This is a genomic window from Citrobacter sp. Cf136 (assembly GCF_030333815.1).
GTDB lineage: Bacteria > Pseudomonadota > Gammaproteobacteria > Enterobacterales > Enterobacteriaceae > Citrobacter > Citrobacter freundii.
Genome location: NZ_JAOWFE010000032.1, coordinates 93,300 through 117,682, shown reverse-complemented (window position 1 = coordinate 117,682; position 24,383 = coordinate 93,300). Strand labels below are relative to the sequence as shown.

Genomic DNA, 24,383 nt, shown 5'->3' with positions numbered 1-24,383 from the left:
ACGCTTACGCATTATCAAGAGGATAATGTTGAAGCTGGAGTCTGCCTGTAAACCAGAGCGGTTGTCAACGATATAAAAAAGGGAGCCATCAGGCTCCCCTCTTGCATAATATTTCAGTCTTACGCTTACAGCTTACGCATAACCAGCGTGGCGTTGGTGCCGCCAAAACCGAAGCTGTTGGACATTACAGTCGTCAGCGCCTGCTCGGTCGGTTTGGTCACGATGTTCAGACCTGCCGCCTGCTCGTCCAGCTCTTCAATGTTGATGCTTGGCGCGATAAAACCGTGTTCCAGCATCAGCAGAGAGTAGATAGCTTCCTGAACGCCAGCCGCGCCCAGTGAGTGACCGGTCATCGCTTTGGTTGCGGAGATTGCCGGGCTGTTGTCGCCAAACACTTCACGAATCGCACCCAGCTCTTTCACGTCGCCTACCGGAGTAGAGGTACCGTGGGAGTTCAGGTAGTCGATCGGCGTGTCTACGCCGTGCATCGCCATCTGCATGCAACGTACTGCGCCTTCGCCAGACGGAGCAACCATGTCTGCGCCATCGGACGTTGCGCCGTAACCGACGATTTCCGCATAGATGTGCGCGCCACGTGCCAGAGCGTGTTCCAGCTCTTCGACCACAACCATACCACCGCCGCCAGCAATAACGAAACCGTCACGGTGTGCGTCATAGGTACGGGAAGCTTTGGATGGATCGTCGTTATATTTGGTAGACAGCGCGCCCATGGCGTCGAATTCACACGCCATTTCCCAGCACAGCTCTTCGCCGCCGCCAGCGAAAACGATGTCTTGCTTGCCCAGCTGAATTTGTTCTACTGCGTTGCCGATACAGTGCGCAGATGTCGCACAGGCAGAGCTGATAGAGTAGTTTACGCCGTGGATTTTGAACGGCGTTGCGAGGCAGGCAGAAACGCCGGACGCCATCGCTTTGGTGACCACATACGGGCCAACCGCTTTCAGGCCACGCGGGCTACGCATTGCGTCAGCACCGAACACCTGAAAACGCGGGGAGCCGCCGCCGGAACCTGCAATCAGGCCAACGCGCGGGTTATTCTGGTAATCTTCTGCTGCAAGGCCGGCATCAGCCACTGCCTGTTCCATAGAAAGGAATGCATAGATGGATGCGTCGCTCATGAAGCGCACTACTTTGCGGTCAATGAGGCCAGTGGTATCCAGTTTTACGTTGCCCCATACGTGGCTACGCATGCCGGAGTCCTTCAGCTCCTGAGAGAAAGTGATCCCTGAACGTCCTTCACGCAGAGATGCCAGGACTTCCTGCTGGTTATTACCGATGCTGGAAACGATGCCCAAGCCAGTAATCACTGCACGTTTCATTCAATACCTCTGTAAGTCGCACTATTTTAAAGTTTCGAGTGGCACAATAGCGTACACTTGTACGCCGAACAAGTCCGATCAGCCATTTAATGTGGAAATTTGCGCAGCCAGGCACTCATCGCTAAGATCGGGGCACAGCCTGCCAGACGAGTAACTTACGTGAAACAATACGCTATACAACCTGCCAACCTTGAATTCAACGCTGAGGGTACACCTGTTTCCCGAGATTTTGACGATGTCTATTTTTCTAATGATAACGGGCTGGAAGAGACACGTTACGTCTTTCTCGGCGGGAATCATCTCGCCCAGCGATTCCCTGCGCATTCACGTCCCCTCTTCGTGGTGGCCGAAAGCGGGTTTGGCACCGGACTTAACTTCCTGACACTCTGGCAGGCGTTTGCCGAATTCCTCGATACCCACCCTGACGCTACCCTGGAAAGATTACATTTCATCAGTTTTGAAAAATTTCCGCTGACGCGTGAAGATCTGACCTTAGCCCATCAGCACTGGCCAGAACTTGCCCCGTGGGCCACGGCGCTGCAAGAGCAATGGCCGCTGCCGCTGGCGGGATGCCATCGCCTGCTCCTTGATGAAGGACGCGTCACGCTGGATCTGTGGTTTGGCGATATTAACGAACTGACCAGCAAGCTGGATGACTCCCTGAATCAAAAAGTGGATGCCTGGTTTCTGGACGGTTTCGCGCCGGCAAAAAATCCGGATATGTGGACGCCAACGCTGTTTAACGCAATGGCCCGTCTGGCTCGCCCCGGCGGCACGCTGGCTACCTTCACCTCAGCAGGCTTTGTGCGACGGGGGTTGCAGGAAGCCGGATTTACGATGCAAAAGTGCAAAGGCTTTGGTCGCAAACGCGAAATGCTTTGTGGCGTCATGGAACAGACTCTGGCGCGCCCTTCATCGGCTCCGTGGTTCATGCGCACGGGCACAGATAAGCGCGAAGCCGCTATAATTGGCGGAGGCATCGCCAGCGCATTGCTGTCGCTGGCACTCCTGCGCCGTGGCTGGCAGGTCACGCTCTATTGCGCAGACGCGAAACCAGCCGAAGGCGCATCAGGTAATCGCCAGGGCGCTCTTTATCCGCTACTGAGCAAGCATGACGCGGCCATTAATCTATTTTTTCCCACCGCGTTTACCTTCGCCCGCCGGCTGTATGACGCCCTCCAAGTTGAGTTCGCGCATGACTGGTGCGGCGTGACGCAACTGGCGTGGGATGAGAAAAGCCAGCAAAAAATCGACCAAATGTTGTCCCTTGAATTGCCCGATGCGCTCGCCGTCGGGGTTGACGCAGAGCAGGTTTTACAAACGACCGGCGTAAAAACCGGATGCGGCGGGATTCAGTACCCCGCCGGAGGATGGCTGTGTCCGGCACAGTTAACCGCCGCCGTATTCGACTATGCCGCAACGCTGGGATTACGCACCCGGTATCAACATACGCTGGCCTCACTGTCTCGACAGACAGAAAACTGGAAATTGGCGTTTGCCAATGGAGCAACCGCCACTCACGCTGCGGTAGTGCTGGCTAACGGGCATCGCATTAACAGCGTTGAACAGACGCAGTCGCTACCGGTGTACTCCGTAGGCGGTCAGGTGAGTCACATTCCTACTACGCCTTCGCTTTCAGCGCTGCGTCAGGTGCTGTGCTATGACGGCTACCTCACGCCGCACAACCCGCAAAATCAGCAGCACTGCATTGGCGCCAGTTATCATCGCGGAAGTGAAGAAACGGTGTATCGTGCTGACGATCAGCAGCAAAACCGTCAGCGCTTAATAGATTGTTTCCCGAATGCCGCGTGGGCAAAAGAAGTAGACGTTAGTGGCAATGCCGCCCGTTGTGGAGTGCGCTGCGCCACGCGCGATCACATGCCGATGGTCGGCAACGTCGCGGATTATGACGCCACGCTCAGCCAGTATGCCACTCTTGCCGAAGACAGAGAGCACGCCGTAAACGCCCCGGTTTATTCCGATTTATTTATGTTGGGTGCGCTGGGCTCGCGCGGGCTGTGTACTGCCCCGCTGTGTGCAGAAATTCTGGCATCGCAAATGAGCGATGAACCTATCCCTATGGATGCCAGCACGCTGGCTGCGCTGAATCCGAATCGTCTGTGGGTAAGGAAGTTATTGAAGGGTAAAGCGGTGAAATAAGATACCATCTCATCATTGCCTGATGGCGCTACGCTTATCAGGCCAACAACCCCCGTCCACGTAGGCCGGATAAGACGCCTTCGCGTCGCCATCCGGCACAATCCACTGCAATTATTATTGCGTTGCCTTTTGAAATAAAGTGTCCCACATCTCTTTCACTAACGCCTGGTCACGCGGCGAGAGTTCGCCTGCGCTGATGGCTTTTTCCAGGCTGCTGGTCACATTGGCGTACAATGCCTCAGCGGAATGGTCCTCGCCAGCATCCAACTCAGCCACAGCCAGCGTCAGGTGCCCACGCAAATAGCCACTGGCAAACAACTCATCATCGCTGGCGTGCTCTACCATATCGTCGATTAATGCCAGAATGCGTGATTCAAACTCCGCGATCATCTTCTTTCCTCATTGTAAACGTGGCAGCGGCTTCAGTTGAGCGCTTCGGGCCACGGGAATTGTTCCGCCGTAAGTTCAGGCGTGTGATAATAATTCTGTAACGCGTTAATAAAACGCGCCGGACGTTCAGGGATCCCCTTTTCCAGGTACTCCATTACCTGAGCATGAACACGGCGCTGGAATACCACGCGGTCTGGTTCAAAGTCCCCTTCGAGGTTGTCGCAACTGACGTTAAACGGGTACCCCGCCGCCATGCAAAACAGCCAGTCAAACGCCTGCGGCTTCACTTCCACATCTTCAAACTGGCATTGTGTCTTCGCGTCGCGTCCGTCCGGGCAGTACCAGTAACCAAAATCGACCAGCTCACGACGAGCTTTACCGGCGATGCACCAGTGTGAAATTTCGTGTAACGCACTGGCGTAATAACCATGCGCAAAAACGATACGGTGATACGGTAATTCCGCATCCGCAGGAAGATAGATCGGTTCGTCGTCGCCTTTAATCAGACGGGTATTAAATTCATCGGCAAAGCAGCCGTTAAAAATCTCAATTAACTGTTCGTAGTGATGCGTATTATTCATTAATTCATCCCCAGCCAGTGGAGAATCTCCTGTCCATGATTATCATAAAGTAGCTTGGCGCTCATCACGGCGGAGACAATAACGATCATTGGCCGAATGAGTTTTTGTCCTTTGCTGAGCACCAGTCGAGAGCCCATCCGTGCGCCAATAAACTGGCCAATGAGCATCACAAAACCTGTCGCCCAAATCACTTTGCCGCCGAGGGCAAACAACAACAACCCACCGATATTCGATGTGGCATTTAATACTTTGGCGTGGGCCGTCGATTTCGCCAGGTTGTATCCGCACAGCATGACAAAGGCCAGCGCGTAGAACGACCCTGCCGCCGGACCAAAAAAGCCATCGTAAAAACCGACGCAGCCTCCCGCCACCAGCGCGAAAGGTAAACCGTGCAATCGACGCTGTCGGTCCTCTTCCCCCACTTTCGGCATCAACAGAAAGTAAAGGCCAATACAGATAACCAGAACCGGCAGGATCTGGCGCAGAACATCTGACTGCACGTGCTGAACCAATAGCGCCCCGCTCATTGATCCGACAAACGTCATGAAGATATTGAGCTTCTGATCCGCCAGATTAACCACGCCACGACGAATAAAATAGAGGGAGGAAGAGATAGATCCCCCGCAGGCTTGCAACTTATTGGTCGCCAGCGCTTGCGCTGGTGGCATCCCGGCCGCCATCAATGCCGGGATGGTGAGTAGACCACCGCCTCCGGCCAGAGAATCAATAAAACCTGCCAGCATCGCCACAAAAAACAGCACACCTAGCAGCAGTGGCGACACCATAAACAGAGAGGCAAAATGATCCATTAGAGTACATGCTCGTCCAGTAGCGCCTGGCAGGAAGGCGGCAACGGCGGCGGTGTCTTCTTCTCAGGCTTGGTGGTTCCAGGTTTTGGAGGTTCGAACCAGCTTTGCAGCTCTGCGCCACAGCCGTCACCCGGTGGCGGTAACGGTTGATCTTCGCACTCAAGGCTGTCGGCAGGGCAACGTAACCGCACGTGCATATGCGCACGATGCTGGAACCATGGCCGCACTTTACGCAACCAGTCCCTGTCGGTCCCTGCATCCAGACAAAGTTGTTGCTTAATCGCCGGATTCACGAAAATACGCGTTACTTCATTATCTTTTGCAGCCAGCCTTACCAGGCTAAAAATCTCCGGTTTCCACAGTGATGGCACAACACGTTTGCCGTCCTGTGAGACCAGATCTAACGCCTGCGGCCGCAGCAGTTGCGACTGGGTCCAGCGCGTTTTCGGCAGTTGCAGGAAAATATCCACATCCAGTCCCGTCTGGTGGCTGGCGTGACCGCCATTGAATCGCCCACCGGCCGGCATACCCATATCGCCGATTAACACCGTGCCTAGCCCCTGACTATTAGCCTGATTACTCAGACGCTGGATAAACCTCACCAGATCCGGATGGCCAAAGTAACGACGCTGATCGGTGCGCATCACCTGATAATGTTCTGACTGTACAGGCAGCGTATCTGCGCCAACAATACAGCCATTGGAAAACGCGCCGATAGACTGCGCGCTGCCCGCAACCGGATGGGTAATTTTCTGCCAGGGCGTCGCCGCCAGACAGGCGGTACTGGCAAACAGAGCCAGCGCCGCAAGTGCCGTTTTGTTCATCTCTTACCAGCGTGGAATATCGGTTTTCACGTCCGCATTTTGCGCCCGCTGACGCAGCAGGTGATCCATCAATACGATCGCCAGCATCGCCTCGGCGATCGGTACGGCGCGGATCCCAACGCACGGATCGTGACGACCTTTAGTGATCATTTCGACTTCTTCACCAAAGCGGTTAATGGTGCGCCCTGGAACGGTAATACTAGACGTCGGTTTCAGCGCCATATGAGCAATGATTTGTTGCCCGCTGCTGATCCCACCCAGAATGCCGCCCGCATGGTTACTCTGGAAACCTTCTTTGGTGATTTCATCTCGGTTCTGGCTACCACGCAGCGCAACAACGTCAAATCCGTCGCCAATCTCAACGCCCTTAACGGCGTTAATGCTCATCAGCGCATGGGCGATGTCGGCATCCAGGCGGTCGAATACAGGTTCGCCAAGACCCGCAGGCACACCGCTTGCAACAACGGTCACCTTCGCCCCGATGGAATCGCCCTCTTTCTTCAGCCCGCGCATCAGTTCGTCCAGCGCTTCGAGTTTATCCGGGTCCGGACAAAAGAACGGGTTAAGTTCCACCTGGGACCAGTCTTTGATCTCCAAAGGAATATCACCCATCTGCGTCAGGCAACCGCGAATCTCAACGCCGAACTTTTCCGCCAGATATTTTTTGGCAATCGCTCCGGCCGCCACGCGCATCGCTGTTTCACGTGCGGACGAACGCCCGCCACCACGGTAGTCGCGCAGGCCATATTTCTGCTCATAGGTATAGTCGGCGTGTCCTGGACGAAAAACGTCCTTAATCGCGCCGTAATCCTGTGAACGCTGATCGGTATTTTCGATCAGCAGGCCAATGCTGGTGCCAGTGGTAACGCCCTCGAACACCCCGGAGAGGATTTTCACCTGATCCGGCTCACGACGCTGCGTAGTGTAGCGCGATGTGCCTGGACGCCGTCTGTCGAGATCGTGCTGCAGGTCAGCTTCTGTCAGAGAAATGCCCGGCGGAACACCATCGACAATACAACCGAGCGCCAGCCCGTGTGATTCGCCGAAAGTGGTTACGCGAAAGAGTTGCCCAATTGTGTTTCCTGCCATCACGGCTCCGTTATGAGTGTTGTGTATGTGCGCGTGTAATTAGTCTTTATAAATGCTGAAGTGCTCACGAGCAGCAACTAACTGCTCTTTGGTCAGCATGAATACGCCGTCACCGCCGTTGTCGAACTCCAGCCAGGTGAACGGTACATCCGGATATTGCTCTATCAGATGTACCATGCTGTTTCCGACTTCACAAATCAGAATACCGTTATCTGACAGGTAGTCTGGGGCGTTCCCCAGAATGCGGCGGGTAAGTTTCAGCCCATCACTGCCGGACGCCAGACCCAGCTCAGGTTCGTGACGATATTCGTTTGGCAGATCGGACATATCTTCCGCATCGACATACGGCGGGTTGGTCACAATCAGGTCATACTGGACTTTCAGCAGATCGCGGAACAGATCGGAACGGATCGGCGTGACGTGATGGATCAGGCCGTGTTCTTCAATATTGTGTTCGGTCACCGCCAGCGCGTCAGTGGAGATATCCACCGCATCAACTTCGGCTTCCGGGAAGGCATACGCGCAGGCAATGGCAATACAACCGCTGCCGGTACACATATCGAGGATATGCTGCGGCTGCTCATTAATAAGGCCCGCAAAGCGGTTATTGATAAGCTCGCCAATCGGTGAACGCGGAACCAGCACGCGTTCATCAACATAAAACTCATGCCCGCAAAACCAGGCTTTGTTGGTCAGATAAGCAACCGGAATGCGCTCGTTGACGCGGCGAATCACGCGTTCAACAATACGATGACGCTCACTCGAGGTCAGACGCGCGGTACGCATGTCTTCCGGAATATCCAACGGCAAATAAAGTGACGGCAGCACCAGTTGTACGGCCTCGTCCCATGGGTTATCCGTGCCATGGCCATACCAGATGTTCGCCGCGCTAAAACGGCTGACCGCCCAACGCAACATGTCCTGAATGGTATGCAGTTCACTCACTGCTTCATCGACGAAAATTTTATCCACGTATTCCTCCAGGGCATGCTCGTATTAATTTCGGCGGCTAGTTTGCCACGAAGACGGCGATAAATCAGCATTCACACAGGGCCTGAGCGCGAAAATTGCGTTTTAAGCGATCGGATGCCCGCCGAGTCGGGTTAAACTAATGGAAAATAAAAGTTGAGACTCTCGAATGAAAAAGAAAACATCGCTCAGCGAGGAGGATCAGACGCTGTTTCGCCAGCTGATGACCGGCACGCGTAAAATTAAACAGGACACCATTGTTCACCGACCTCCACGTAAAAAAATTGCCGAGGTTCCGGTTAAAAGACTGCTACAGGAGCAGGCTGATGCCAGCCACTATTTCTCGGATGAGTTTCAGCCGCTGCTGAATACGGACGGCCCGGTAAGATACTTGCGTGCCGACGTCAGCCATTTCGAACTGAAGAAAATGCGCCGTGGCGATTACTCTCCGGAGCTGTTTCTCGATCTGCATGGGCTGACCCAGCAGCAGGCCAAACAAGAGTTAGGCGCGCTGATTGCCGCCTGTCGTCGTGAGCATGTATTTTGCGCCTGCGTGATGCATGGCCACGGAAAACATATTTTGAAACAGCAAACGCCGCTTTGGCTGGCCCAGCATCCGCACGTGATGGCTTTTCATCAGGCACCGAAAGAGTACGGTGGCGACGCCGCGCTGCTGGTGCTAATTGAAGTAGAAGAGTGGCTACCGCCCGAACTTCCGTGATGCAGAAAAACAGAAAGAGCCGCGTTTGCGGCTCTTTGCATTTTCGGATGACGGCTGCGCCTTATCCGATACCAACCTTTTTAAATCGCTTTTGCCATTTTCAGGTTACACGGGCTCATCTGCCAGTTAAAAGTTCCCTTCCCGCTCTCATCAAGCGTTACGCTGGCAATCGCTGATGTGGTAAACATCGGCGGTGTTTCACCTGGGCAAAGCTCAGACACCAGATACCCCACTAAAGGCAAGTGAGAGATAACCAGTGCCGTGGCGATACCTTCATTGGCCAGAGCCTGTAAATAGGCACTGACCAGACCGACATCGCCGCAAGGAGTCAACTCCGGCAAAACATCCACACCGGTTGGCAGGTTCATACACTCCCCCACCACATCCAGCGTTTGTTCGGCTCGCAGGAACGGGCTCACCAGAACACGTTCGATATCCACTTTTTGACCTTTCAGCCAGTTCGCCATCAGGCGAGATTCGTCACAACCACAGGAGGTTAAGGGACGAACCGAATCACTGGCGGCATCGAGGGCCGCGTCGCCGTGACGCATGATAAAAACTTGCATATTGCACCGCTTTTGTTAACCAGAATCACCAATACCTTTATTCACAGCCCCTATTGGCTGTGATAACGATATGGTGGCCGGCATTGTGCCTTATCCATTCACCGAATGAAACGCTGTTTTTTACCTCAACGGCGTAAGTATAGTCAATCTCTGTTTACATTTTGAGCGCGAGCCATACATTCAGTGCGGATTCATCCTACGTTTGACCTCATGAATTCAGGTCAGTTTCCCCAATATTCCAGAATTTTTCACTGTGTGCCGCCATCTGCAATAACTGTTCACACGGCGCAAACCGCGAGCCGTATTGCGTGGTCAGCCGTTGCAGAGTCGCAACCACATCTCCCGCGCCGAGTGAATCCATATACCGGAACGGGCCGCCGAGGAATGGCGGAAAACCAATACCAAATACAGCGCCGATGTCGCCATCACGTGCGCTACGGACTATCTTCTCGTCGAAACAACGAGCAGCTTCATTGAGCATTAACATGACGCACCGCTCTGCTACCTGCGCAGCGGTAAGTCGGCCCTGACCCTGAACGCCAATAAGCGTATAAATTGCAGGGTCGACCTGTTTTTTGCTTTTACGCCCTTTCACACCATAAAGATAGAAACCCCGACCATTTTTTCTACCTTTGCGATCGTCATTCAAAATTGAAGCAACAACATTTGCAGGCGCGCTAAAACGTTCTCCATATGCAGCCTCAAGCACTGGTATAATTTTAGTGCCCGTATCAATTCCGACCTCATCCAAAAGTTGGATTGGCCCAACTGGAAAACCAAACTTAACCAGCGCGGCGTCTATGGTTTCGACCCGCTCGCCCTCGGTCAACATACGAATCGCTTCGTTAATATAAGGCGCTAAAATGCGGTTAACGTAAAAGCCGGCCTTATCTCTGACCACTATCGGCGTTTTGCCCTGTTTTTTCGCTAACTTAACGGTAGTTGCAATCGTCTGCTCGGAGGTCGTGGCATGTGGGATCACTTCGACCAACGGCATTTTTTCCACCGGACTAAAAAAGTGTAAACCAATCACTTGTTCAGGCCTGGTAGCATTCGCAGCAATATCGCCAATGGGCAAAGATGAGGTATTAGAAGCAAAAACGGTATGAGGTGCGCAATTTTGCTCAACTTCTGCCACCATCCGTTGTTTTAGCGACAGATCTTCAAACACGGCTTCAATAATCAAATCGCGATGCGCAAAGCCACGGTAGTCGATCGATCCCGAAATCAGCGCCAGTTGTTTATCGCGTTCGCTGGCTTTGATATGACGGCGGCGAACCTTCGTTTCAAGCTGATCCCAGCTATACTTCAGCGCATGATTGATTCCCTTAGCATTTATATCTTTGATGCGCACAGGCAAGCCGCCTTTACAGGCCGTCACATAAGCAATACCGCCCCCCATCAGACCGCCGCCCAAAATGCCAACGCTGTCCAGCGGACCGGGCTTCGCATCGCTTCCCGGATCCTTTTTCACGTCGGTGTTGGCAAAAAAGATGTGCCGTAGCGCCTGAGACTGGGATGTCATCGCCAGCTCACCAAACGCGCGGGCCTCTGCGTCGTAACCACTACTGCTGCCTTGCGCTAGCCCGGTTTCGATGACCTCAAGTATACGTTCTGTTGCAGGGTAGTTACCTTGCGTTTTTTGCGCCGTCTTTTTACTGGCCATACGGAACAACAGTGCCCGCCCCAGCGGCCCCGCCAACACTCGCTCTCTTACGGGCAGTGTTCGTTGCGCAGAACTGTCCTTTTTAGCCAGTTCAACGGCCGCTTCCAGCAAAATGGAATGCGGTACAACTTCATCCACTAAACCAACTTTCAGCGCCTGTTTTGCGCGTAATTGTTTTCCGGTGAGGATCATATCCAGTGCGGTACTGACGCCAATCAGGCGCGGCAGCCGCTGCGTACCACCGGAGCCGGGCAACAAGCCAAGTTGTACTTCCGGTAAACCCAGTACGGTTTTAGCATCATCGGTACAAATACGGTTGTGGCACGCCAGCGCCATCTCCAGGCCACCGCCGAGGCATGCACCATGAATCGCGGCGATAACCGGGATCGGTAAAGCATTAATTTCCGCCATCATCTGCTGCCCCTGACGGGCCAGCGTTTCGGCTTCCTGCGCGCTGCGACAGCTACCAATCATGTTGATATCCGCCCCGGCAATGAAGTTATCGGGTTTAGCCGAAATAAACACCACACCACGCAATGCTTTGTTATCGCGGATTTGTTTCAGAATGGCCCGCACCTGAGAAGCAAACTCTGCTTTCAGGGTGTTCATTTTCTCTCCGGGCACATCAATGGTGACAACAGCAACGTTATCCAGACGTACGTTTAGTGTAAAAGCCGATGTCATTTCCATTATTCCGCCTCCAGAACCATTGCCGCACCCAGACCACCAGCTGCACAGGCTGTCACTAAACCAAAACCGCCGCCACGACGACGCAGCTCATGGAGGGTTTGAGTGATCATGCGCGCACCGGTGGCAGCAAAGGGGTGTCCATAGGCAATCGATCCGCCCAGCACGTTAAATTTACTGTCATCAACCTCGCCAGTGGCATGCCTCCTGCCCAGCACGTCGCGGGCAAAACGTTCGCTACCCAACAGCTGAAGATTCGCCAGCGTTTGCGCGGCAAAGGCTTCATGCATATCGATCAGGGTTAAATCTGCCATCGTCAGACCGGCTCTCTCCAGGGCAAGCGGTGTTGACCACGCCGGTCCCAGCAGCATGTCCTGCCAGACATCGATGGCGGTAAAAGCAAAACTACGCAAGTACCCCAGCGGCACCAGCCCCAACTCTTTCGCACGCGACTCCGTCATCATGATCACGGCGGCTGCGCCGTCCGTTAGCGGGGTACTGTTTGCCGCGGTGACGGTGCCGTGCTTGCGGTCAAACGCCGGACGTAGTTTGGCGTAATCGGCCAGCGTAGAGTTACCGCGAATGTTGTTATCTTCTGAAAAAGGATCTTTAAATGGTGGCGCGTAGGTAGTCATTACCTCATCAGCCAGCTTTCCTTCAGCCCATGCCTGAGCGGCACGCTGATGAGAGCGGTGCGCCAGAGCATCCTGCTGCTCTCGGGTAATACCATAGGTTTTGGCCATTTGCTCAGCCGTATCCCCCATACGCAAACCGGTGGAATACTCGGCGACGGCCGGCGGCACAGGCATCAGGTCACGTAAGCGCAATCGGGAAAAGAGTTTAAGGCGTTGACCGGTTGTCCGGGCCTTATTGACATCCACCAGCACCCGCGCCAGCTTTTTACTAACGCCAATAGGCAAGACTGACGAGGAGTCCGCACCACCCGCAATTCCAGCACGAATAGACCCCGCCATCAGGCTTTCCGCGACATTCGCCACCGCCTGGAAACTGGTCGCGCAGGCCCTGCTCACGCTGTATGCATCGGTATGTACATTCATACCGGTTCCCAGCACAATTTCACGAGCAATATTTGGTGCTTCAGGCATTTGCACCACCTGGCCAAAAACCAGTTGCTCGATCACATCGGCAGGAATTTCGCTGCGCGCCAGCAGCTCACCGACGACCATCTTTCCTAAATCAACGGCGGGAATGCCATGAAACGCGGTAGCCTGACGAGCAAATGGCGTACGCAATCCACTTACAATGGCAATACGGTCGCCCTGGCGGGTAACCAGCGGTAAAGCCTGACTCATAACACTCCCCTGTAAAAAAATAAAATAAGTGGTCTGACCTGATCATAGTCTTAACCAATTTTTTACATTTAGCCAAGCGGGGAGAAAAGAAAGTGGGAGCTAAGACACAGTGAATAATCACTGACAGTTACGAAAAAGCCCTTGCTATCAGATAGCAAGGGCTTTTGCAGAGGGGGATTAACGCAGGCCCAGCTGGAAAATCAGCGTTTCAGCTTCACAGGCAAAAACAAAGTCGATATCCAGACGCACACCTTCTGACTCTTCAGTAAAGGTCGAAGTGATTTGGCAAGGCTCAGATTCCACGCCACGTGCCTTTTCAGTCAGAGCGGCCAGTGTTTCTTCTGCCTCTGCGCGATTCGCGAACACACGGCTGTAGGACGCGGTGCAATCGGAGTTGTCCATGATGGTGCCAACATCCATACAGCAGCAAACCGGGGTTTCATCAGCACTGCATTTACTCATTGTAGATTTCCTCTGTATTCGCACCTGAGGTGCCAGATAAACGATGGGGATATTTTACGCTCCCATTATTCGCCTCTCCAGTCGTTAATTGTACGAAATGCGATAAGTGACCGAAATCACACTTAAAAATGATCTAAAACAAAAATCGCCCAAACAGGTGAGTGCGCACCTCCGCAATTTTGCCAGCTGGATCGCGTTTCTCTGATCAAATTTGAAAATATTTATAAACATACTTGCAACATTCCAGCTGGTCCGACCTATACTCACGCCACTGGTCTGATTTCTAAGTCGTACCTCAGACCCTACACTTCGCGCTCCTGTTACGGTATGTAACATTGTTTGTATAAAAATAAATCTATGAGGTTATGGTCATGAGCCAGAAAACCCTGTTTACAAAGTCTGCTCTCGCAGTCGCAGTGGCAATTATCTCCACACAGGCCTGGTCTGCAGGCTTTCAGTTAAACGAATTTTCTTCCTCTGGCCTTGGCCGGGCATATTCGGGTGAAGGCGCAATTGCGGATGATGCAGGAAACGCCAGTCGTAACCCGGCACTGATTATGATGTTCGATCGCCCTACTTTTTCTGCGGGTGCAATTTTCGTTGACCCGGATGTAGATATTTCCGGTCGCTCGCGTATTGGCAATGACGCCAGCCAGGATAATATCGCCCCAACAGCCTGGATACCGAACGTGCATTTTGTTGCTCCGATTAACGATCAGTTTGGTTGGGGGGCCTCAGTCACCTCTAACTACGGCTTGGCTACGGAGTTTAACAATAATTACACAGCAGGCTCGATGGGCGGAAAAACCGATTTGGAAACGCTCAATTTAAACCTGAGCGGTGCTTATCGCCTGAACAATCATTTTAGCTTCGGTCTCGGTTTAAACGCCATCTATGCCAAAGCGAAGCTTGAACGCTATGCAGGCGATTTACCACAGCAGATCGTTGCAGGCTCCGGGGGTAGAATTCCTCCATCACTGGCTGCGCAATATCCGGCAGATACACAGATTGCGCGCTTGAAAGGTGACGAATGGGGCTTCGGTTGGAATGCTGGTCTTCTTTATGAAGTAGACAAAGATAACCGCTACGGTTTCACCTACCGTTCTGAAGTAAAAATTGACTTCAACGGTGATTACCGCAGCAATCTGCCATCAATGGATCGTATTCCTGCGCAGTTGCGTCCAGTGTTCGCCAGCCTGCCAGCAGGAACCAACGGCAGTACGATCGATGGTTCACTTGATCTGAACCTGCCGGAAATGTGGGAGTTTTCAGGTTATAACCGCGTTGCACCACAGTGGGCGGTTCACTACAGCATGGCTTATACCAGCTGGAGTCAGTTCCAGGAGCTGAAAGCAAAAGGCAACAACGGCCAAACCTTGTTCTATAAAGAAGAAGGCTTCAAAGACTCCTATCGCATCGCGCTCGGTACTACTTATTACTATGATGATACCTGGACGTTCCGTACCGGTATCGCCTTTGATGATAGCCCGGTTCCGGCAAACCGTCGTTCCATCTCTATTCCGGATCAGGACCGCTTCTGGCTGAGCGCGGGCACAACCTACGCCTTTAATAAGGATGCCTCGTTGGATGTTGGCATCTCTTATATGCACGGTCAGAAAGTGAAGTTCGAAGAAGGCCCATACTCCTTTGAATCTGAAGGGAAAGCCTGGTTGTACGGTATGAACTTGAACTACGCATTCTGATTATCTTCAGACGTAAAAAAGGTGAGCTTTTTAGCTCACCTTTTTATTTGCCCAATTCCTTACTCAGAATCGATCTCTTTTAAATCGTCCTGAATGTCTTTCGCGTTCGGGTTTTCTTCTGGTTTGAGTTTCCCACCGTTCGCAATAAAGTCATGACGCTGGAAGTAAGCTTCACGCACCATAATGTAAGGATCGGAAGACTGACGCAGCAGACCGTCAGAGTCGAGCAATTGCGCGCGAGTTTCAATCCCTTCAACCGTCCATTTGCCTATCGACAACGGCCAGGTCAGCCAGGACAGTACCGGATACAGGGTATCGACCATATCGCCGCCGTCATCACGCAGTGTGAAACTACCGTAGAACGGAAGCTGCATATACGGCCCGTAACCCACGTCATAGTGGCCTAACGTACTGCCAAAGCGGTGTGGTTCAACGCGTTGCAACTTCGGATTAGCCATACCTGCCACATCGATAAAGCCGCCCATACCTAACAGGGTATTCAGGAAGAAACGAGTAAAGTGCACCATCCCCTGATAAGGATCGCCTTGCAGGAAATAGTTGACCATGACGGCCGGTTCTTCAAGGTTCCCCGTAAAGTTGCTTAAACCATTACGCGCCGGCTGCGGAACATAATCACGCCAGGCCACTGCTACCGGTCGAACAACATAGGGATCCAACACGTTAAAGTTGAAGTTGTACATGGTACGGTTGAACCCTTCAAATGGGTCCGAACGCCCCTGCTGTTCAGTACCGGAGCTCGCACACCCCACCAAAAGTGTGGTTCCCAGCGCAAGCGCCGACAGGCGAAGCTTCATAAGTATCTCCCTGTGTTTTATGGCTATCGCTGATTGCCATCCATGACGGAACGATGACGTATCCGCCTGTTTAGATGTGAGCGATTGTAACAGCACGTCAAATGATGTCTATATACCCTGTCTTACTGATTTGATCATAGCCTGGTAATACGCACTCCGCGGCGGTTCTATTCTAACTAACCCGATAAAAACAAACGTTACCATTTTTGCTATCTCAGACTTTCTCCCGCTGATTTTCAGAGAAAAGCCGCTACGCTTTAGCAATACGTGCTTATTCAGGATTCGGCCATGAATGACATCAAGAAAGATAAGATTGATCGACATAGCGACGAACTCGAAGTGGAAAGCGATGAAAAACTAACAGGGAAAAAGATAGAGCTTGATGAGGACAGACTCCCCTCCCGCGCCATGGCGATCCATGAACATATTCGCCAGGATGGGGAGAAAGAGATGGAGCGCGACGCAATGGCCCTGCTGTGGTCAGCCATCGCAGCCGGACTGTCGATGGGTGCCTCGCTACTGGCTAAAGGGATTTTTCACGTACAGCTGGAAGGTGTGCCAGGGGGATTTTTACTCGAGAACCTCGGTTATACCTTCGGCTTTATTATTGTCATTATGGCCCGCCAACAACTCTTTACCGAAAATACCGTCACCGCCGTACTGCCGGTGATGCAAAACCCTACCCTCGGCAATTTTGGCCTGTTGATGCGCCTGTGGAGCGTGGTACTGCTGGGTAATATTATTGGTACCGGGGTTGCAGCATGGGCGTTTGAACATATGCCGATTTTTGATGAAGAGACCCGCGATGCTTTCGTCAAAATTGGCATGGATGTGATGAAAAACTCTCCTGTGGAGATGTTTTCCAACGCCATCATTTCTGGCTGGTTAATTGCCACGATGGTGTGGATGTTCCCCGCCGCCGGAGCGGCAAAAATTGTGGTCATTATTCTGATGACCTGGCTGATTGCGTTAGGCGATACCACGCATATCGTCGTTGGCTCGGTGGAAATTCTCTATCTGGTCTTTAATGGCACGCTGCACTGGAGTGATTTTTTCTGGCCCTTTGCGCTACCAACGCTCGCCGGGAATATCTGTGGCGGAACGTTTATTTTCGCGCTGATGAGCCATGCGCAGATCCGCAATGATATGAGCAACAAACGCAAGGAAGAAGCCCGGTTACAAGCAAAGCGTGATGAGCAAACGCAGAAAAACCAGAAAAAACAGGCCTGAATGGTGACTGTTTGAGCAGTCGGGCGGCCTGAGACTTACCGTTGTGAGTAAAAAACGCTATACTCGTGCCGCTTCGTCCCCTTAGTTAAATGGATATAACGAGCCCCTCCTAAGGGCTAGTTGCAGGTTCGATTCCTGCAGGGGACACCATATATACTTCTCATGTTCATCCATTAATTAGCCAGGCGATAAAACGGCACATTCCTCACTGTTGCAGTAAGATTGTCGGACACCATTGTCTGCTTTGTAGCTATCCGCATCCCTGCTTTTCTCAGCCTCAACACATCAGCGGCAATACGCTGGCTGCCAAACCAGAAAAGCCCATCCAGCGCAGTGACATCAAGGCCCGATTCAAGTGCCAGCTTCAGACGTTCGCGTGGTGCTTTTACTGTTTTAGCAATCTGCTGATATGGCGCTTCGCTTGAACCTGCAGGACTAATGCGCCGGATTCGATGCGACAGGCGGTACTGAAATTCATCCGGTATCCCACCGAGACTCGCTTTCAGGCTGTAAACACAACCAAAGCGTTTGCCGTTAAAGATGACGTTTTTCTGACTAAGCTGCAGCTCTTCACGCACGCTGGCAATCAGTTGCGGAGTACGGAGTAATAACAGGCGGAAAGGCAACTCAAAACTGGTCACGTAGTCCACATTCAATAAAGCAATACGCAGACGCTCTTGCGGTCCCGCCTTCAATTCGCGACATTCAGTAATAACATCAGCCCACTGGCCGGTAAGGCGGGAACTCTCAGTCGCCTCAGTAAAGCTGTATTTTTCAGTCTCATAATCAATACGTTCAGTCACACGGAATTCCCTTCTGGCCACATCTCGGTATCGGTTGTTCACTTTACCAGCGACAAGATTGCTATGTCAGGAATCTTTGCTTAACCCACCCAATATTTGCTTCATACCATCACACTAAGATGACGACAACTGACCGATCCGGCGCGTTTACCGGATCGGTACAGCGGCGTCATGTCAGACAACAAAACGATTGACCAGCCCCTTCATGGTGACCGACAGATTGTCCAGCCGCTGGCTGTCGCTCGCGGCCTGAGAAACCAGCGCCGCATTTTGCTGCGTAACCTGCTCCATCGGTCGCAGAGCCTGGTTTATCTGGGTTACCCCTTGCGACTGTTCTGTCGCCACGCGCGCGATATCCGCAATATATTGCTTCATACTGGTGGTATTGTCCGATGCCGCTTCCAGCGCGGTAGCTGATGCCGTGACCCGCTCAACGCCCTCACTAATTTTAACCATGTTCTGCGCAACCAGCTCGCGGATCTGGTTAGCTTCTTTGGCGCAACGCTGCGAAAGATTCCGCACTTCACTGGCCACAACCGCAAACCCCCTGCCCATCTCTCCTGCCCGCGCAGCTTCCACTGCCGCATTCAGCGCCAGTAAGTTAGTCTGAAACGAGATATCATCAATTGAGGTCACAATATTCGATATTTTCTCACTGGAAGCGCGAATATCCCCCATACTCTGGTTCGCCGCAGTGGCAACGTTACTGGCCTGTCGGACCTCTTTTTCCAACCTGATTGTCAGATGCTCCGCTTCGCGGGCATTATCCGCTGTTTGCGTAATCGCAGTTGATAGCTGCTCCATACTGGCCACGGCTTGTACTATTGATGCAGCCTGTTCATCTGTACGTTGAGCCAAATCCTGATTTCCCACCGTAATACTGCTGCTGGCATCGGACAAAACCACGGCGCCTTGTTTAATCTCCTGTACGATATGCTGAATACTTTCCAGCATCGTGTTATAGGCACGATTAAGTGAGGAAAGCTCATCTTTACCCGGCGTCGCCAGACGTTGAGTCAGATCGCCATTCATCCCCGCAATCTTGCGCAGCGTGTCGCTGAATTGGCGATGCATATTGATTGCGATGGCTCCAGCGAAGGTCAATGATGCCAGTAGCGCTAACAAGCTGACGACCATATATATTTGCCAGTTTTTTCGTGCATCCTGCGCGAGTTTTTCTGCATTCGCCAACAGAAGATTCGCCGTCACATTTTCTATCTGCCGCATCACTTCAATACGCTGAGTTTGTACTTTGAACCAGGTAGTAGGATCGACACCAAATCCACCGTTCTCGACATGATTAAACGCGGTTTCACGAAATGAGAGGGCTTTTGACGCTTCTGCAGATTGTAAGCGATTTTTCAACATGGCCGCCTGTTCAGGCGAGCTCAGGCGCAACGATTGTGCCAGCCAGACGTTCTGTTTACTGACGACATCACTGAGCTGATGTAACTGTCCGTCGGCGAAATGACCGGAGGAAAAGATATTTGATAACAGTGCCCGTTCAATACCCGCTTGTTCTTTCAAATTCAGCAGATTGTAGTAGGCGGCAAATGCGTTTGCCATTTCGCCAGAATCCGTCAACTGCCCCAACTTGCCGACAAAACTCAGCACATCAGCAATGACGTTGGTGTAAAACTTAACCACATCTGCGGCCGGAAGCCCCAACTGCGTGACATTTTCCCGGATGGTGGCGAGCGAAAGAATGTTTTTCTTAAACGCAGCGACAGAGGTAGCAACATCCCCTTCCGGTAATGCAGTATCGGACAACGAGCGCACGAATACCTCGATCTCGCGATCGGTCAAAGCCCGCTGCGCGTTTAACTCATCTTTGAACGTAGTCCCTGCAGCCCCCAGAAATCCGACACTCATTCCCCGTTCTTTTTGCAGTTCATGCACCACATTTCCGGCACTGCGTGCGAGCGCTGTCAGTTGGGCAATATTCTCCATCTGCCGTTCTGTCTCAATACGCGCCAATATTCCTGAACCTGCAAACCAACACAACGCCAGCAATAGGGGTTGTAGCGCGATTATTAACTTCATTTTCATCGGCATTCGATAAACCCACCACATGCCACTTCCCTCCATTAACCATATTTTCACCATGGTTATCGGCATCAAACAGCCTCTCTTTAAAATCCCCCATGAGACAAGTGATTGTTTTTAGGCCTAATATTCACCAACATACCTCTATTGGGCTATATTACTCAGAATTAATGTTTGCCCAACCACAGTAATTCAAACTTATATTTCATCTTTCTGAATAATATAGATTATTATTTTATTCTTGTTGCGCGTTTATCCGTTCGATACAGGCACAGATATCCGGTTTATCTCGTGTTCCCTTAACCAATGATCAAAAGAGCAGTAATTTAATTGATGCAATACACAATACACTTTGCAAAGTGCTATTATCATTCTGCATTAAGATTATTATATTAAATATTCAACTAGAGAAAAACACATTCAAATCAAATAATTATTAGCATAATGAATTACTACTGGTAAATCCGAACAACATTTATATTGAATTAAAAAATAAGTTATCTAACATAATTATTGCTTATCACTAATCTATAAGAGAATAAACTTATGAAAAAAATCAGTATTATTGCATTGTTAGGTTCAACATTAGCATTTTCAGCATATGCCGCTGAACAAATCTCACCAGAGCAAGCCAGCAAATATACAAAAATAGGAGAACTTAGCGTAACTGAAGACGGCTTTACAATGACAGATGACGGGCTCAGCAAAAAGGTGGATGAAAAGGGTGGCAAATACTATGTAATTACCTCAATTGAAGGGCAATCGGAACACAAAACGATCAATGCTGATATTTATAAATAAACCATAATAGAAATAAATCATTACCAATCTGCACCGCCATGATTACTTGACCCTCCCTAAACAGGAGAGTCAAGTAATTGCATGTAATTATTGTTTTTCGTTGAATATATTTAAGGAGATAATATGCCCAGAATTTATATCTCTGGAAAACTGACGTATATCGCCTTCTCCGCGATGACACTCTTGCTATCAGGTTGTGCCTCCATTCCTTCATCAATTAAAGGTAATGGCCAACCAGACCTGCAGAAAGATTTTCTAAAACTGAAGCAAACTCCCAATCTCTATGTAGGACAGCAAGCGCGACTGGGTGGACTGGTTATCAATGTCGTTAACCAACCGCATGAAACGTTGCTCGAAATAGCGGTACTACCGCTTAATTATAATGCGAAACCAGAAATCGGGACACCATATCAAGGACGATTATTAGCCCGGAGTTCAATTTTTCTCGACCCTGTTAATTTCCGCAATCACTACGTTACCGTTTTGGGTAACCTGACCGGGAGCCGTTCTGGTCGGGTCGGTAATTCCAGTTACCCATTTGTTACAATGAATATTCTTGGGTATCAGGTATGGCAGGAAGAAACACGTATTATGCCAGCACCGGGTTTTGATTACGGTATTGGACCCGTTTGGCCTGCCGACTGGAATGGTATGATGTATCCTGGCTGGGGATGGTACGATCCGCCGCTGCAAGTGGAAAAGACGCTATCTCCTTAAGTTTCGGTACCTCCCCCTTCATAACCTCGTCTCCATTCAATGCCTGGATGGCCCACGTTTCCGGGCATTATCAGTAATCATCCGTTAATTATCTTGTTAAAGATGAATAAAAAAAGCTGGCGAATCCATCGCCAGCAAAAGTCTGTAAAGGAGTCTCGAGTTTGTCACCAATACAAGTGACATAGTAATCCTAATACTCTGGCAGATACACAACAAGTTACTCTTATATAAATTAATCCTGGATAAGATAAAACATAATATCTCATAGTAATACCTAAGGAGTATTTGTAATACCAGGATTATTCTTATACTAAAAACAAAAAACCATATATTTTGCAGGATTAAGAATTTTACTTAGGATTATTATATAGGTACATCTCTGGATAAATTATAAAAATAGATTATGTTTATATTATTATCTAAGCATAACACGGGATAATTACCCCTACATATCAAACTCGATCACCAATGTTAAAACTCTGTTTTCTACAAACATTATAACTAGACATCTGCACCAAAGGAGCATTTTTATGATTTTCATTATCACAAAGGATTTTTTCCTTTTCCAGGGTGTTTTTAACCTACAGGAAAAGGAAAAAACCATCAAAATCAATCAACTTTCAGACATTAACTTTAATGATCTTGATCACAATGTAAAAATCATTATTGACACTTATCATAATAATATTATTGATGAAATTACGGTCAAGCTACTCAATGACATCAATGTTGAAAGGATCATCATCCTGGCCCCCTTTCACATTAGCAAATTAAAAAGCCAGTCGCCTTTACTGTTCGTAAGCAGAAAAGAGCAGATATTAAATTTACTCTCCCTCATCATAGATGAAAAAATTTCATATCAAAAACCTAACGTGGCACTCTCGCACAACCAACTTAAACTTGTCAACTCCATAATTAACCAACATAACATACATGAAATTACGCAGTCCCTGAACATTTCAGAGCAAACAATGCGCATTCAAAAATTTAATATCATGCTCAAGCTAAAACTTAGAAGAATAAGCGATCTTGTTACCTTGAAGATATCACCTTATTTTTAGCATACAAGTGATTGACATTCAAAACATCCATTAGAAAAGAAGGTTTTATGCTCGCATCTTTAATTGCCATTATGGTTGGTGGTGGTGTCGGTAGTGCTTTACGTTGGGGAATTTCCCAGCGATTGAATGCACTATTCCCTTTATTACCCCCCGGAACGCTCGTTGCAAATATAATTGCCGGATTCATTATTGGATTTGCTACAGTTTTTTTTACCCGACTAACATCATTTTCTCCGGCAGTGAAGCTGATGGTCACCACAGGGCTATGTGGTGGTTTATCGACATTTTCTACTTTTTCAGAGGAGGTATTTTCGCATTTGCAAAACGAAGATTACATTTGGGCCGGTACTGAAATCGCGGTTCACGTGCTGTTCTCCTTACTCGCCGTGTATACCGGCTTCTTAATTGCGTCATTTATTATCTATTGGTACCGATGAACCGTAAACCTTCGTAACTTATATGTGAGGGATATAATGCAGATAAAAAGAAAATTTGCGGTAATTGGCCTGGTTAATATTCTATTCGTTGTGGGGTGTGATGATAGTAAGAATGCCCCACCACATACCGTGATACCGGATGTCGGTATTATTACGCTTAAAGAAGAATCCGTGAATATCACCAGTAAATTACCCGGGCGAATTGTACCTTATGAAGTTGCTGAGATACGCCCGCAGGTTGGGGGGATTATTCTCAGCCGTCAGTTTAAAGAAGGCAGCACGGTTAATGCCGGAGAACCGCTGTACCAGATTGACCCTGCCCCTTTACTGGTAGAACTGGATCGGGCGAAGGGAAGTCTGGCTAAGGCTCAATCAGCAGCAGATAACAGCCGCTTAACGTTGAATCGTTTTACGTCATTGCTTAAATCACATTATGTCAGCCAACAAGACTACGACGAGGCCCAGACTAACGCGAAGGAAGCGCAGGCAAACCTGCAAGTGGCGAAAGCGGCGGTTGAAAGCGCCAGAATCAACCTGAACTATGCCAGCGTCACCTCGCCGCTGAGTGGATTAAGCGGCAAGTCAACTGTCACCATCGGCGCACTTGTCACCGCCAATCAGGGGCAAGCACTGGTCACAGTTCAACGTCTTGATCCTATATACGTGGATGTTACCCAGTCCGCCAATGATTTTCTCCGGCTAAAAACAGACATGGAGCAAGGCATAATAGAGCAAAGCCAGGGCCAGGCAACGGCCATATTAGAGTTTGATAACGGTAAGCAATATGCTCACACAGGGAAATTGCAGTTTTCCGACCTCACAGTGGATGAAACAACGGGGTCTGTTACGCTCAGAGCAATTTTTCCTAATCCAGATAACACGCTATTACCTGGCATGTACGTCACTGCCGTGCTCAGTGAGGGTATCCAGCGCAATGTATTGTTGGTTCCACAAGAAGCGGTAACTCGCAATGCCAGCGGCAAAGCAACAACGCTTATTCTTGATCCGGAAAACATTGTCCAGTCGCGTGAAATTATTGCCACTAAAGCAATAGGAGATAAGTGGCTGGTGACTTCCGGTTTGCACCCTGGCGATAGGGTCATTATTTCTGGGCTCCAACAGATTCGGCCTGGCATTAAAGCTCATGCTCTCCCCTCCCCTTTAGATTCAAATCCCCCTTTACCTCAGTAAGG

General features: G+C 50.4%; 23 protein-coding genes and 1 tRNA gene. 10 read left to right on the top strand and 14 right to left on the bottom strand.

Annotation, left to right across the window (positions count from 1 at the left end; translation table 11 throughout):
• Positions 1–125: 125 nt before the first annotated feature.
• Positions 126–1,340 (bottom strand): beta-ketoacyl-ACP synthase I, encoded by a 1,215-nt coding sequence (gene fabB / locus OGV98_RS04880; RefSeq protein ID WP_003834815.1) that lies wholly within the window; start codon positions 1,338–1,340, stop codon positions 126–128.
• A 159-nt stretch (positions 1,341–1,499) separates the two neighbouring features.
• Here fabB and mnmC point away from each other — a divergent pair, with 159 nt between their 5' ends.
• Positions 1,500–3,500, top strand: a complete 2,001-nt coding sequence (gene mnmC / locus OGV98_RS04875; RefSeq protein ID WP_202581136.1) for a bifunctional tRNA (5-methylaminomethyl-2-thiouridine)(34)-methyltransferase MnmC2/FAD-dependent 5-carboxymethylaminomethyl-2-thiouridine(34) oxidoreductase MnmC1 — start codon at positions 1,500–1,502, stop codon at positions 3,498–3,500.
• A gap of 114 nt (positions 3,501–3,614) precedes the next feature.
• On the opposite strand, the gene OGV98_RS04870 is transcribed toward mnmC, so the two are convergent.
• Genes OGV98_RS04870 through prmB form a run of 6 tightly spaced genes read right to left on the bottom strand, consistent with a single transcriptional unit; the run spans position 3,615 to position 8,165 of the window.
• Entirely contained in the window at positions 3,615–3,890 is a 276-nt protein-coding gene (locus OGV98_RS04870) for a YfcL family protein (RefSeq protein WP_003028163.1), read from the bottom strand.
• A 32-nt stretch (positions 3,891–3,922) separates the two neighbouring features.
• Entirely contained in the window at positions 3,923–4,471 is a 549-nt protein-coding gene (locus OGV98_RS04865; protein ID WP_003834819.1) for an elongation factor P hydroxylase, read from the bottom strand.
• Positions 4,471–5,280, bottom strand: a complete 810-nt coding sequence (locus tag OGV98_RS04860) for a sulfite exporter TauE/SafE family protein (RefSeq protein ID WP_003028167.1) — start codon at positions 5,278–5,280, stop codon at positions 4,471–4,473. Before OGV98_RS04860 ends, OGV98_RS04865 begins: the two co-directional genes overlap by 1 nt.
• Entirely contained in the window at positions 5,280–6,104 is an 825-nt protein-coding gene (mepA, locus tag OGV98_RS04855) for a penicillin-insensitive murein endopeptidase (protein WP_048232455.1), read from the bottom strand. The genes OGV98_RS04860 and mepA overlap by 1 nt, the downstream gene beginning before the upstream one ends.
• 3 nt (positions 6,105–6,107) lie before the next feature.
• Positions 6,108–7,193, bottom strand: a complete 1,086-nt coding sequence (aroC, locus tag OGV98_RS04850; protein ID WP_003028170.1) for a chorismate synthase — start codon at positions 7,191–7,193, stop codon at positions 6,108–6,110.
• A 39-nt stretch (positions 7,194–7,232) separates the two neighbouring features.
• Positions 7,233–8,165 (bottom strand): 50S ribosomal protein L3 N(5)-glutamine methyltransferase, encoded by a 933-nt coding sequence (gene prmB / locus OGV98_RS04845; protein WP_003028173.1) that lies wholly within the window; start codon positions 8,163–8,165, stop codon positions 7,233–7,235.
• Between the two features lie 166 nt (positions 8,166–8,331).
• Here prmB and smrB point away from each other — a divergent pair, with 166 nt between their 5' ends.
• On the top strand, positions 8,332–8,883 hold the full coding sequence (smrB, locus tag OGV98_RS04840; protein WP_003839296.1) for an endonuclease SmrB: 552 nt from the start codon (positions 8,332–8,334) through the stop codon (positions 8,881–8,883).
• Between the two features lie 80 nt (positions 8,884–8,963).
• Here smrB and sixA read toward each other — a convergent pair whose 3' ends face one another.
• The 4 genes from sixA to OGV98_RS04820 all read right to left on the bottom strand — a co-directional run bounded on the left by sixA (position 8,964) and on the right by OGV98_RS04820 (position 13,577).
• Positions 8,964–9,449, bottom strand: coding sequence for a phosphohistidine phosphatase SixA (gene sixA, locus OGV98_RS04835; RefSeq protein ID WP_003028179.1), 486 nt, complete (start codon positions 9,447–9,449; stop codon positions 8,964–8,966).
• A 208-nt stretch (positions 9,450–9,657) separates the two neighbouring features.
• Complete coding sequence (gene fadJ, locus OGV98_RS04830; protein WP_087878871.1) at positions 9,658–11,805, bottom strand: fatty acid oxidation complex subunit alpha FadJ; 2,148 nt, start codon at positions 11,803–11,805, stop codon at positions 9,658–9,660.
• Positions 11,805–13,115: an acetyl-CoA C-acyltransferase FadI gene (gene fadI / locus OGV98_RS04825; protein ID WP_016150715.1), complete on the bottom strand. Its 1,311-nt coding sequence runs from the start codon at positions 13,113–13,115 to the stop codon at positions 11,805–11,807. Before fadI ends, fadJ begins: the two co-directional genes overlap by 1 nt.
• 177 nt (positions 13,116–13,292) lie before the next feature.
• Positions 13,293–13,577: a YfcZ/YiiS family protein gene (locus tag OGV98_RS04820; protein WP_003834838.1), complete on the bottom strand. Its 285-nt coding sequence runs from the start codon at positions 13,575–13,577 to the stop codon at positions 13,293–13,295.
• A gap of 371 nt (positions 13,578–13,948) precedes the next feature.
• On the opposite strand from OGV98_RS04820, the gene fadL reads away from it, so the two are divergent.
• Positions 13,949–15,280, top strand: a complete 1,332-nt coding sequence (gene fadL / locus OGV98_RS04815) for a long-chain fatty acid transporter FadL (RefSeq protein WP_032941151.1) — start codon at positions 13,949–13,951, stop codon at positions 15,278–15,280.
• A gap of 59 nt (positions 15,281–15,339) precedes the next feature.
• Here the strand turns inward: fadL and mlaA are convergent, their stop codons facing one another.
• Positions 15,340–16,095 carry a phospholipid-binding lipoprotein MlaA gene (gene mlaA / locus OGV98_RS04810; RefSeq protein WP_003028190.1) on the bottom strand — a complete coding sequence of 252 codons (756 nt, stop codon included), beginning with the start codon at positions 16,093–16,095 and terminating at the stop codon, positions 15,340–15,342.
• A gap of 288 nt (positions 16,096–16,383) precedes the next feature.
• On the opposite strand from mlaA, the gene OGV98_RS04805 reads away from it, so the two are divergent.
• On the top strand, positions 16,384–17,325 hold the full coding sequence (locus OGV98_RS04805) for a formate/nitrite transporter family protein (protein WP_003839292.1): 942 nt from the start codon (positions 16,384–16,386) through the stop codon (positions 17,323–17,325).
• A 75-nt stretch (positions 17,326–17,400) separates the two neighbouring features.
• Positions 17,401–17,475, top strand: a tRNA-Arg gene (locus OGV98_RS04800).
• Between the two features lie 23 nt (positions 17,476–17,498).
• Here the strand turns inward: OGV98_RS04800 and OGV98_RS04795 are convergent.
• Together OGV98_RS04795 and OGV98_RS04790 are read right to left on the bottom strand one after the other, a co-directional pair.
• Positions 17,499–18,128 (bottom strand): ECs1377 family protein, encoded by a 630-nt coding sequence (locus OGV98_RS04795; RefSeq protein WP_003839291.1) that lies wholly within the window; start codon positions 18,126–18,128, stop codon positions 17,499–17,501.
• 174 nt (positions 18,129–18,302) lie between these two features.
• Positions 18,303–20,201, bottom strand: a complete 1,899-nt coding sequence (locus tag OGV98_RS04790) for a methyl-accepting chemotaxis protein (protein ID WP_202581135.1) — start codon at positions 20,199–20,201, stop codon at positions 18,303–18,305.
• A 519-nt stretch (positions 20,202–20,720) separates the two neighbouring features.
• Between OGV98_RS04790 and OGV98_RS04785 the strand changes: the two genes are divergently transcribed.
• From OGV98_RS04785 to OGV98_RS04765, 5 genes are all read left to right on the top strand, one after another.
• Positions 20,721–20,975, top strand: a complete 255-nt coding sequence (locus tag OGV98_RS04785) for a YdgH/BhsA/McbA family protein (protein ID WP_003845055.1) — start codon at positions 20,721–20,723, stop codon at positions 20,973–20,975.
• A 123-nt stretch (positions 20,976–21,098) separates the two neighbouring features.
• Positions 21,099–21,692, top strand: coding sequence for a Slp family lipoprotein (locus OGV98_RS04780; RefSeq protein WP_202581134.1), 594 nt, complete (start codon positions 21,099–21,101; stop codon positions 21,690–21,692).
• 530 nt (positions 21,693–22,222) lie between these two features.
• A complete protein-coding gene (locus OGV98_RS04775) occupies positions 22,223–22,753 on the top strand; it encodes a helix-turn-helix transcriptional regulator (protein ID WP_003845053.1) in 531 nt (176 codons plus the stop codon).
• Between the two features lie 47 nt (positions 22,754–22,800).
• Positions 22,801–23,190 carry a fluoride efflux transporter CrcB gene (gene crcB, locus OGV98_RS04770; protein ID WP_044714079.1) on the top strand — a complete coding sequence of 130 codons (390 nt, stop codon included), beginning with the start codon at positions 22,801–22,803 and terminating at the stop codon, positions 23,188–23,190.
• Between the two features lie 36 nt (positions 23,191–23,226).
• Entirely contained in the window at positions 23,227–24,381 is a 1,155-nt protein-coding gene (locus OGV98_RS04765) for an efflux RND transporter periplasmic adaptor subunit (protein WP_080975634.1), read from the top strand.
• The last annotated feature ends 2 nt before the right edge of the window (positions 24,382–24,383 follow it).

Bases quoted from the DNA above. Each gene is read 5' to 3' on its own strand.
- fabB (WP_003834815.1), bottom strand. From the start codon at position 1,340: ATGAAACGTGCAGTGATTACTGGCTTGGGCATCGTTTCCAGCATCGGT.
- OGV98_RS04870 (WP_003028163.1), bottom strand. From the start codon at position 3,890: ATGATCGCGGAGTTTGAATCACGCATTCTGGCATTAATCGACGATATG.
- OGV98_RS04865 (WP_003834819.1), bottom strand. From the start codon at position 4,471: ATGAATAATACGCATCACTACGAACAGTTAATTGAGATTTTTAACGGC.
- OGV98_RS04860 (WP_003028167.1), bottom strand. From the start codon at position 5,280: ATGGATCATTTTGCCTCTCTGTTTATGGTGTCGCCACTGCTGCTAGGT.
- mepA (WP_048232455.1), bottom strand. From the start codon at position 6,104: ATGAACAAAACGGCACTTGCGGCGCTGGCTCTGTTTGCCAGTACCGCC.
- aroC (WP_003028170.1), bottom strand. From the start codon at position 7,193: ATGGCAGGAAACACAATTGGGCAACTCTTTCGCGTAACCACTTTCGGC.
- smrB (WP_003839296.1), top strand. From the start codon at position 8,332: ATGAAAAAGAAAACATCGCTCAGCGAGGAGGATCAGACGCTGTTTCGC.
- sixA (WP_003028179.1), bottom strand. From the start codon at position 9,449: ATGCAAGTTTTTATCATGCGTCACGGCGACGCGGCCCTCGATGCCGCC.
- fadJ (WP_087878871.1), bottom strand. From the start codon at position 11,805: ATGGAAATGACATCGGCTTTTACACTAAACGTACGTCTGGATAACGTT.
- fadI (WP_016150715.1), bottom strand. From the start codon at position 13,115: ATGAGTCAGGCTTTACCGCTGGTTACCCGCCAGGGCGACCGTATTGCC.
- OGV98_RS04820 (WP_003834838.1), bottom strand. From the start codon at position 13,577: ATGAGTAAATGCAGTGCTGATGAAACCCCGGTTTGCTGCTGTATGGAT.
- fadL (WP_032941151.1), top strand. From the start codon at position 13,949: ATGAGCCAGAAAACCCTGTTTACAAAGTCTGCTCTCGCAGTCGCAGTG.
- mlaA (WP_003028190.1), bottom strand. From the start codon at position 16,095: ATGAAGCTTCGCCTGTCGGCGCTTGCGCTGGGAACCACACTTTTGGTG.
- OGV98_RS04805 (WP_003839292.1), top strand. From the start codon at position 16,384: ATGAATGACATCAAGAAAGATAAGATTGATCGACATAGCGACGAACTC.
- OGV98_RS04790 (WP_202581135.1), bottom strand. From the start codon at position 20,201: ATGTGGTGGGTTTATCGAATGCCGATGAAAATGAAGTTAATAATCGCG.
- OGV98_RS04785 (WP_003845055.1), top strand. From the start codon at position 20,721: ATGAAAAAAATCAGTATTATTGCATTGTTAGGTTCAACATTAGCATTT.
- OGV98_RS04780 (WP_202581134.1), top strand. From the start codon at position 21,099: ATGCCCAGAATTTATATCTCTGGAAAACTGACGTATATCGCCTTCTCC.
- OGV98_RS04775 (WP_003845053.1), top strand. From the start codon at position 22,223: ATGATTTTCATTATCACAAAGGATTTTTTCCTTTTCCAGGGTGTTTTT.
- crcB (WP_044714079.1), top strand. From the start codon at position 22,801: ATGCTCGCATCTTTAATTGCCATTATGGTTGGTGGTGGTGTCGGTAGT.
- OGV98_RS04765 (WP_080975634.1), top strand. From the start codon at position 23,227: ATGCAGATAAAAAGAAAATTTGCGGTAATTGGCCTGGTTAATATTCTA.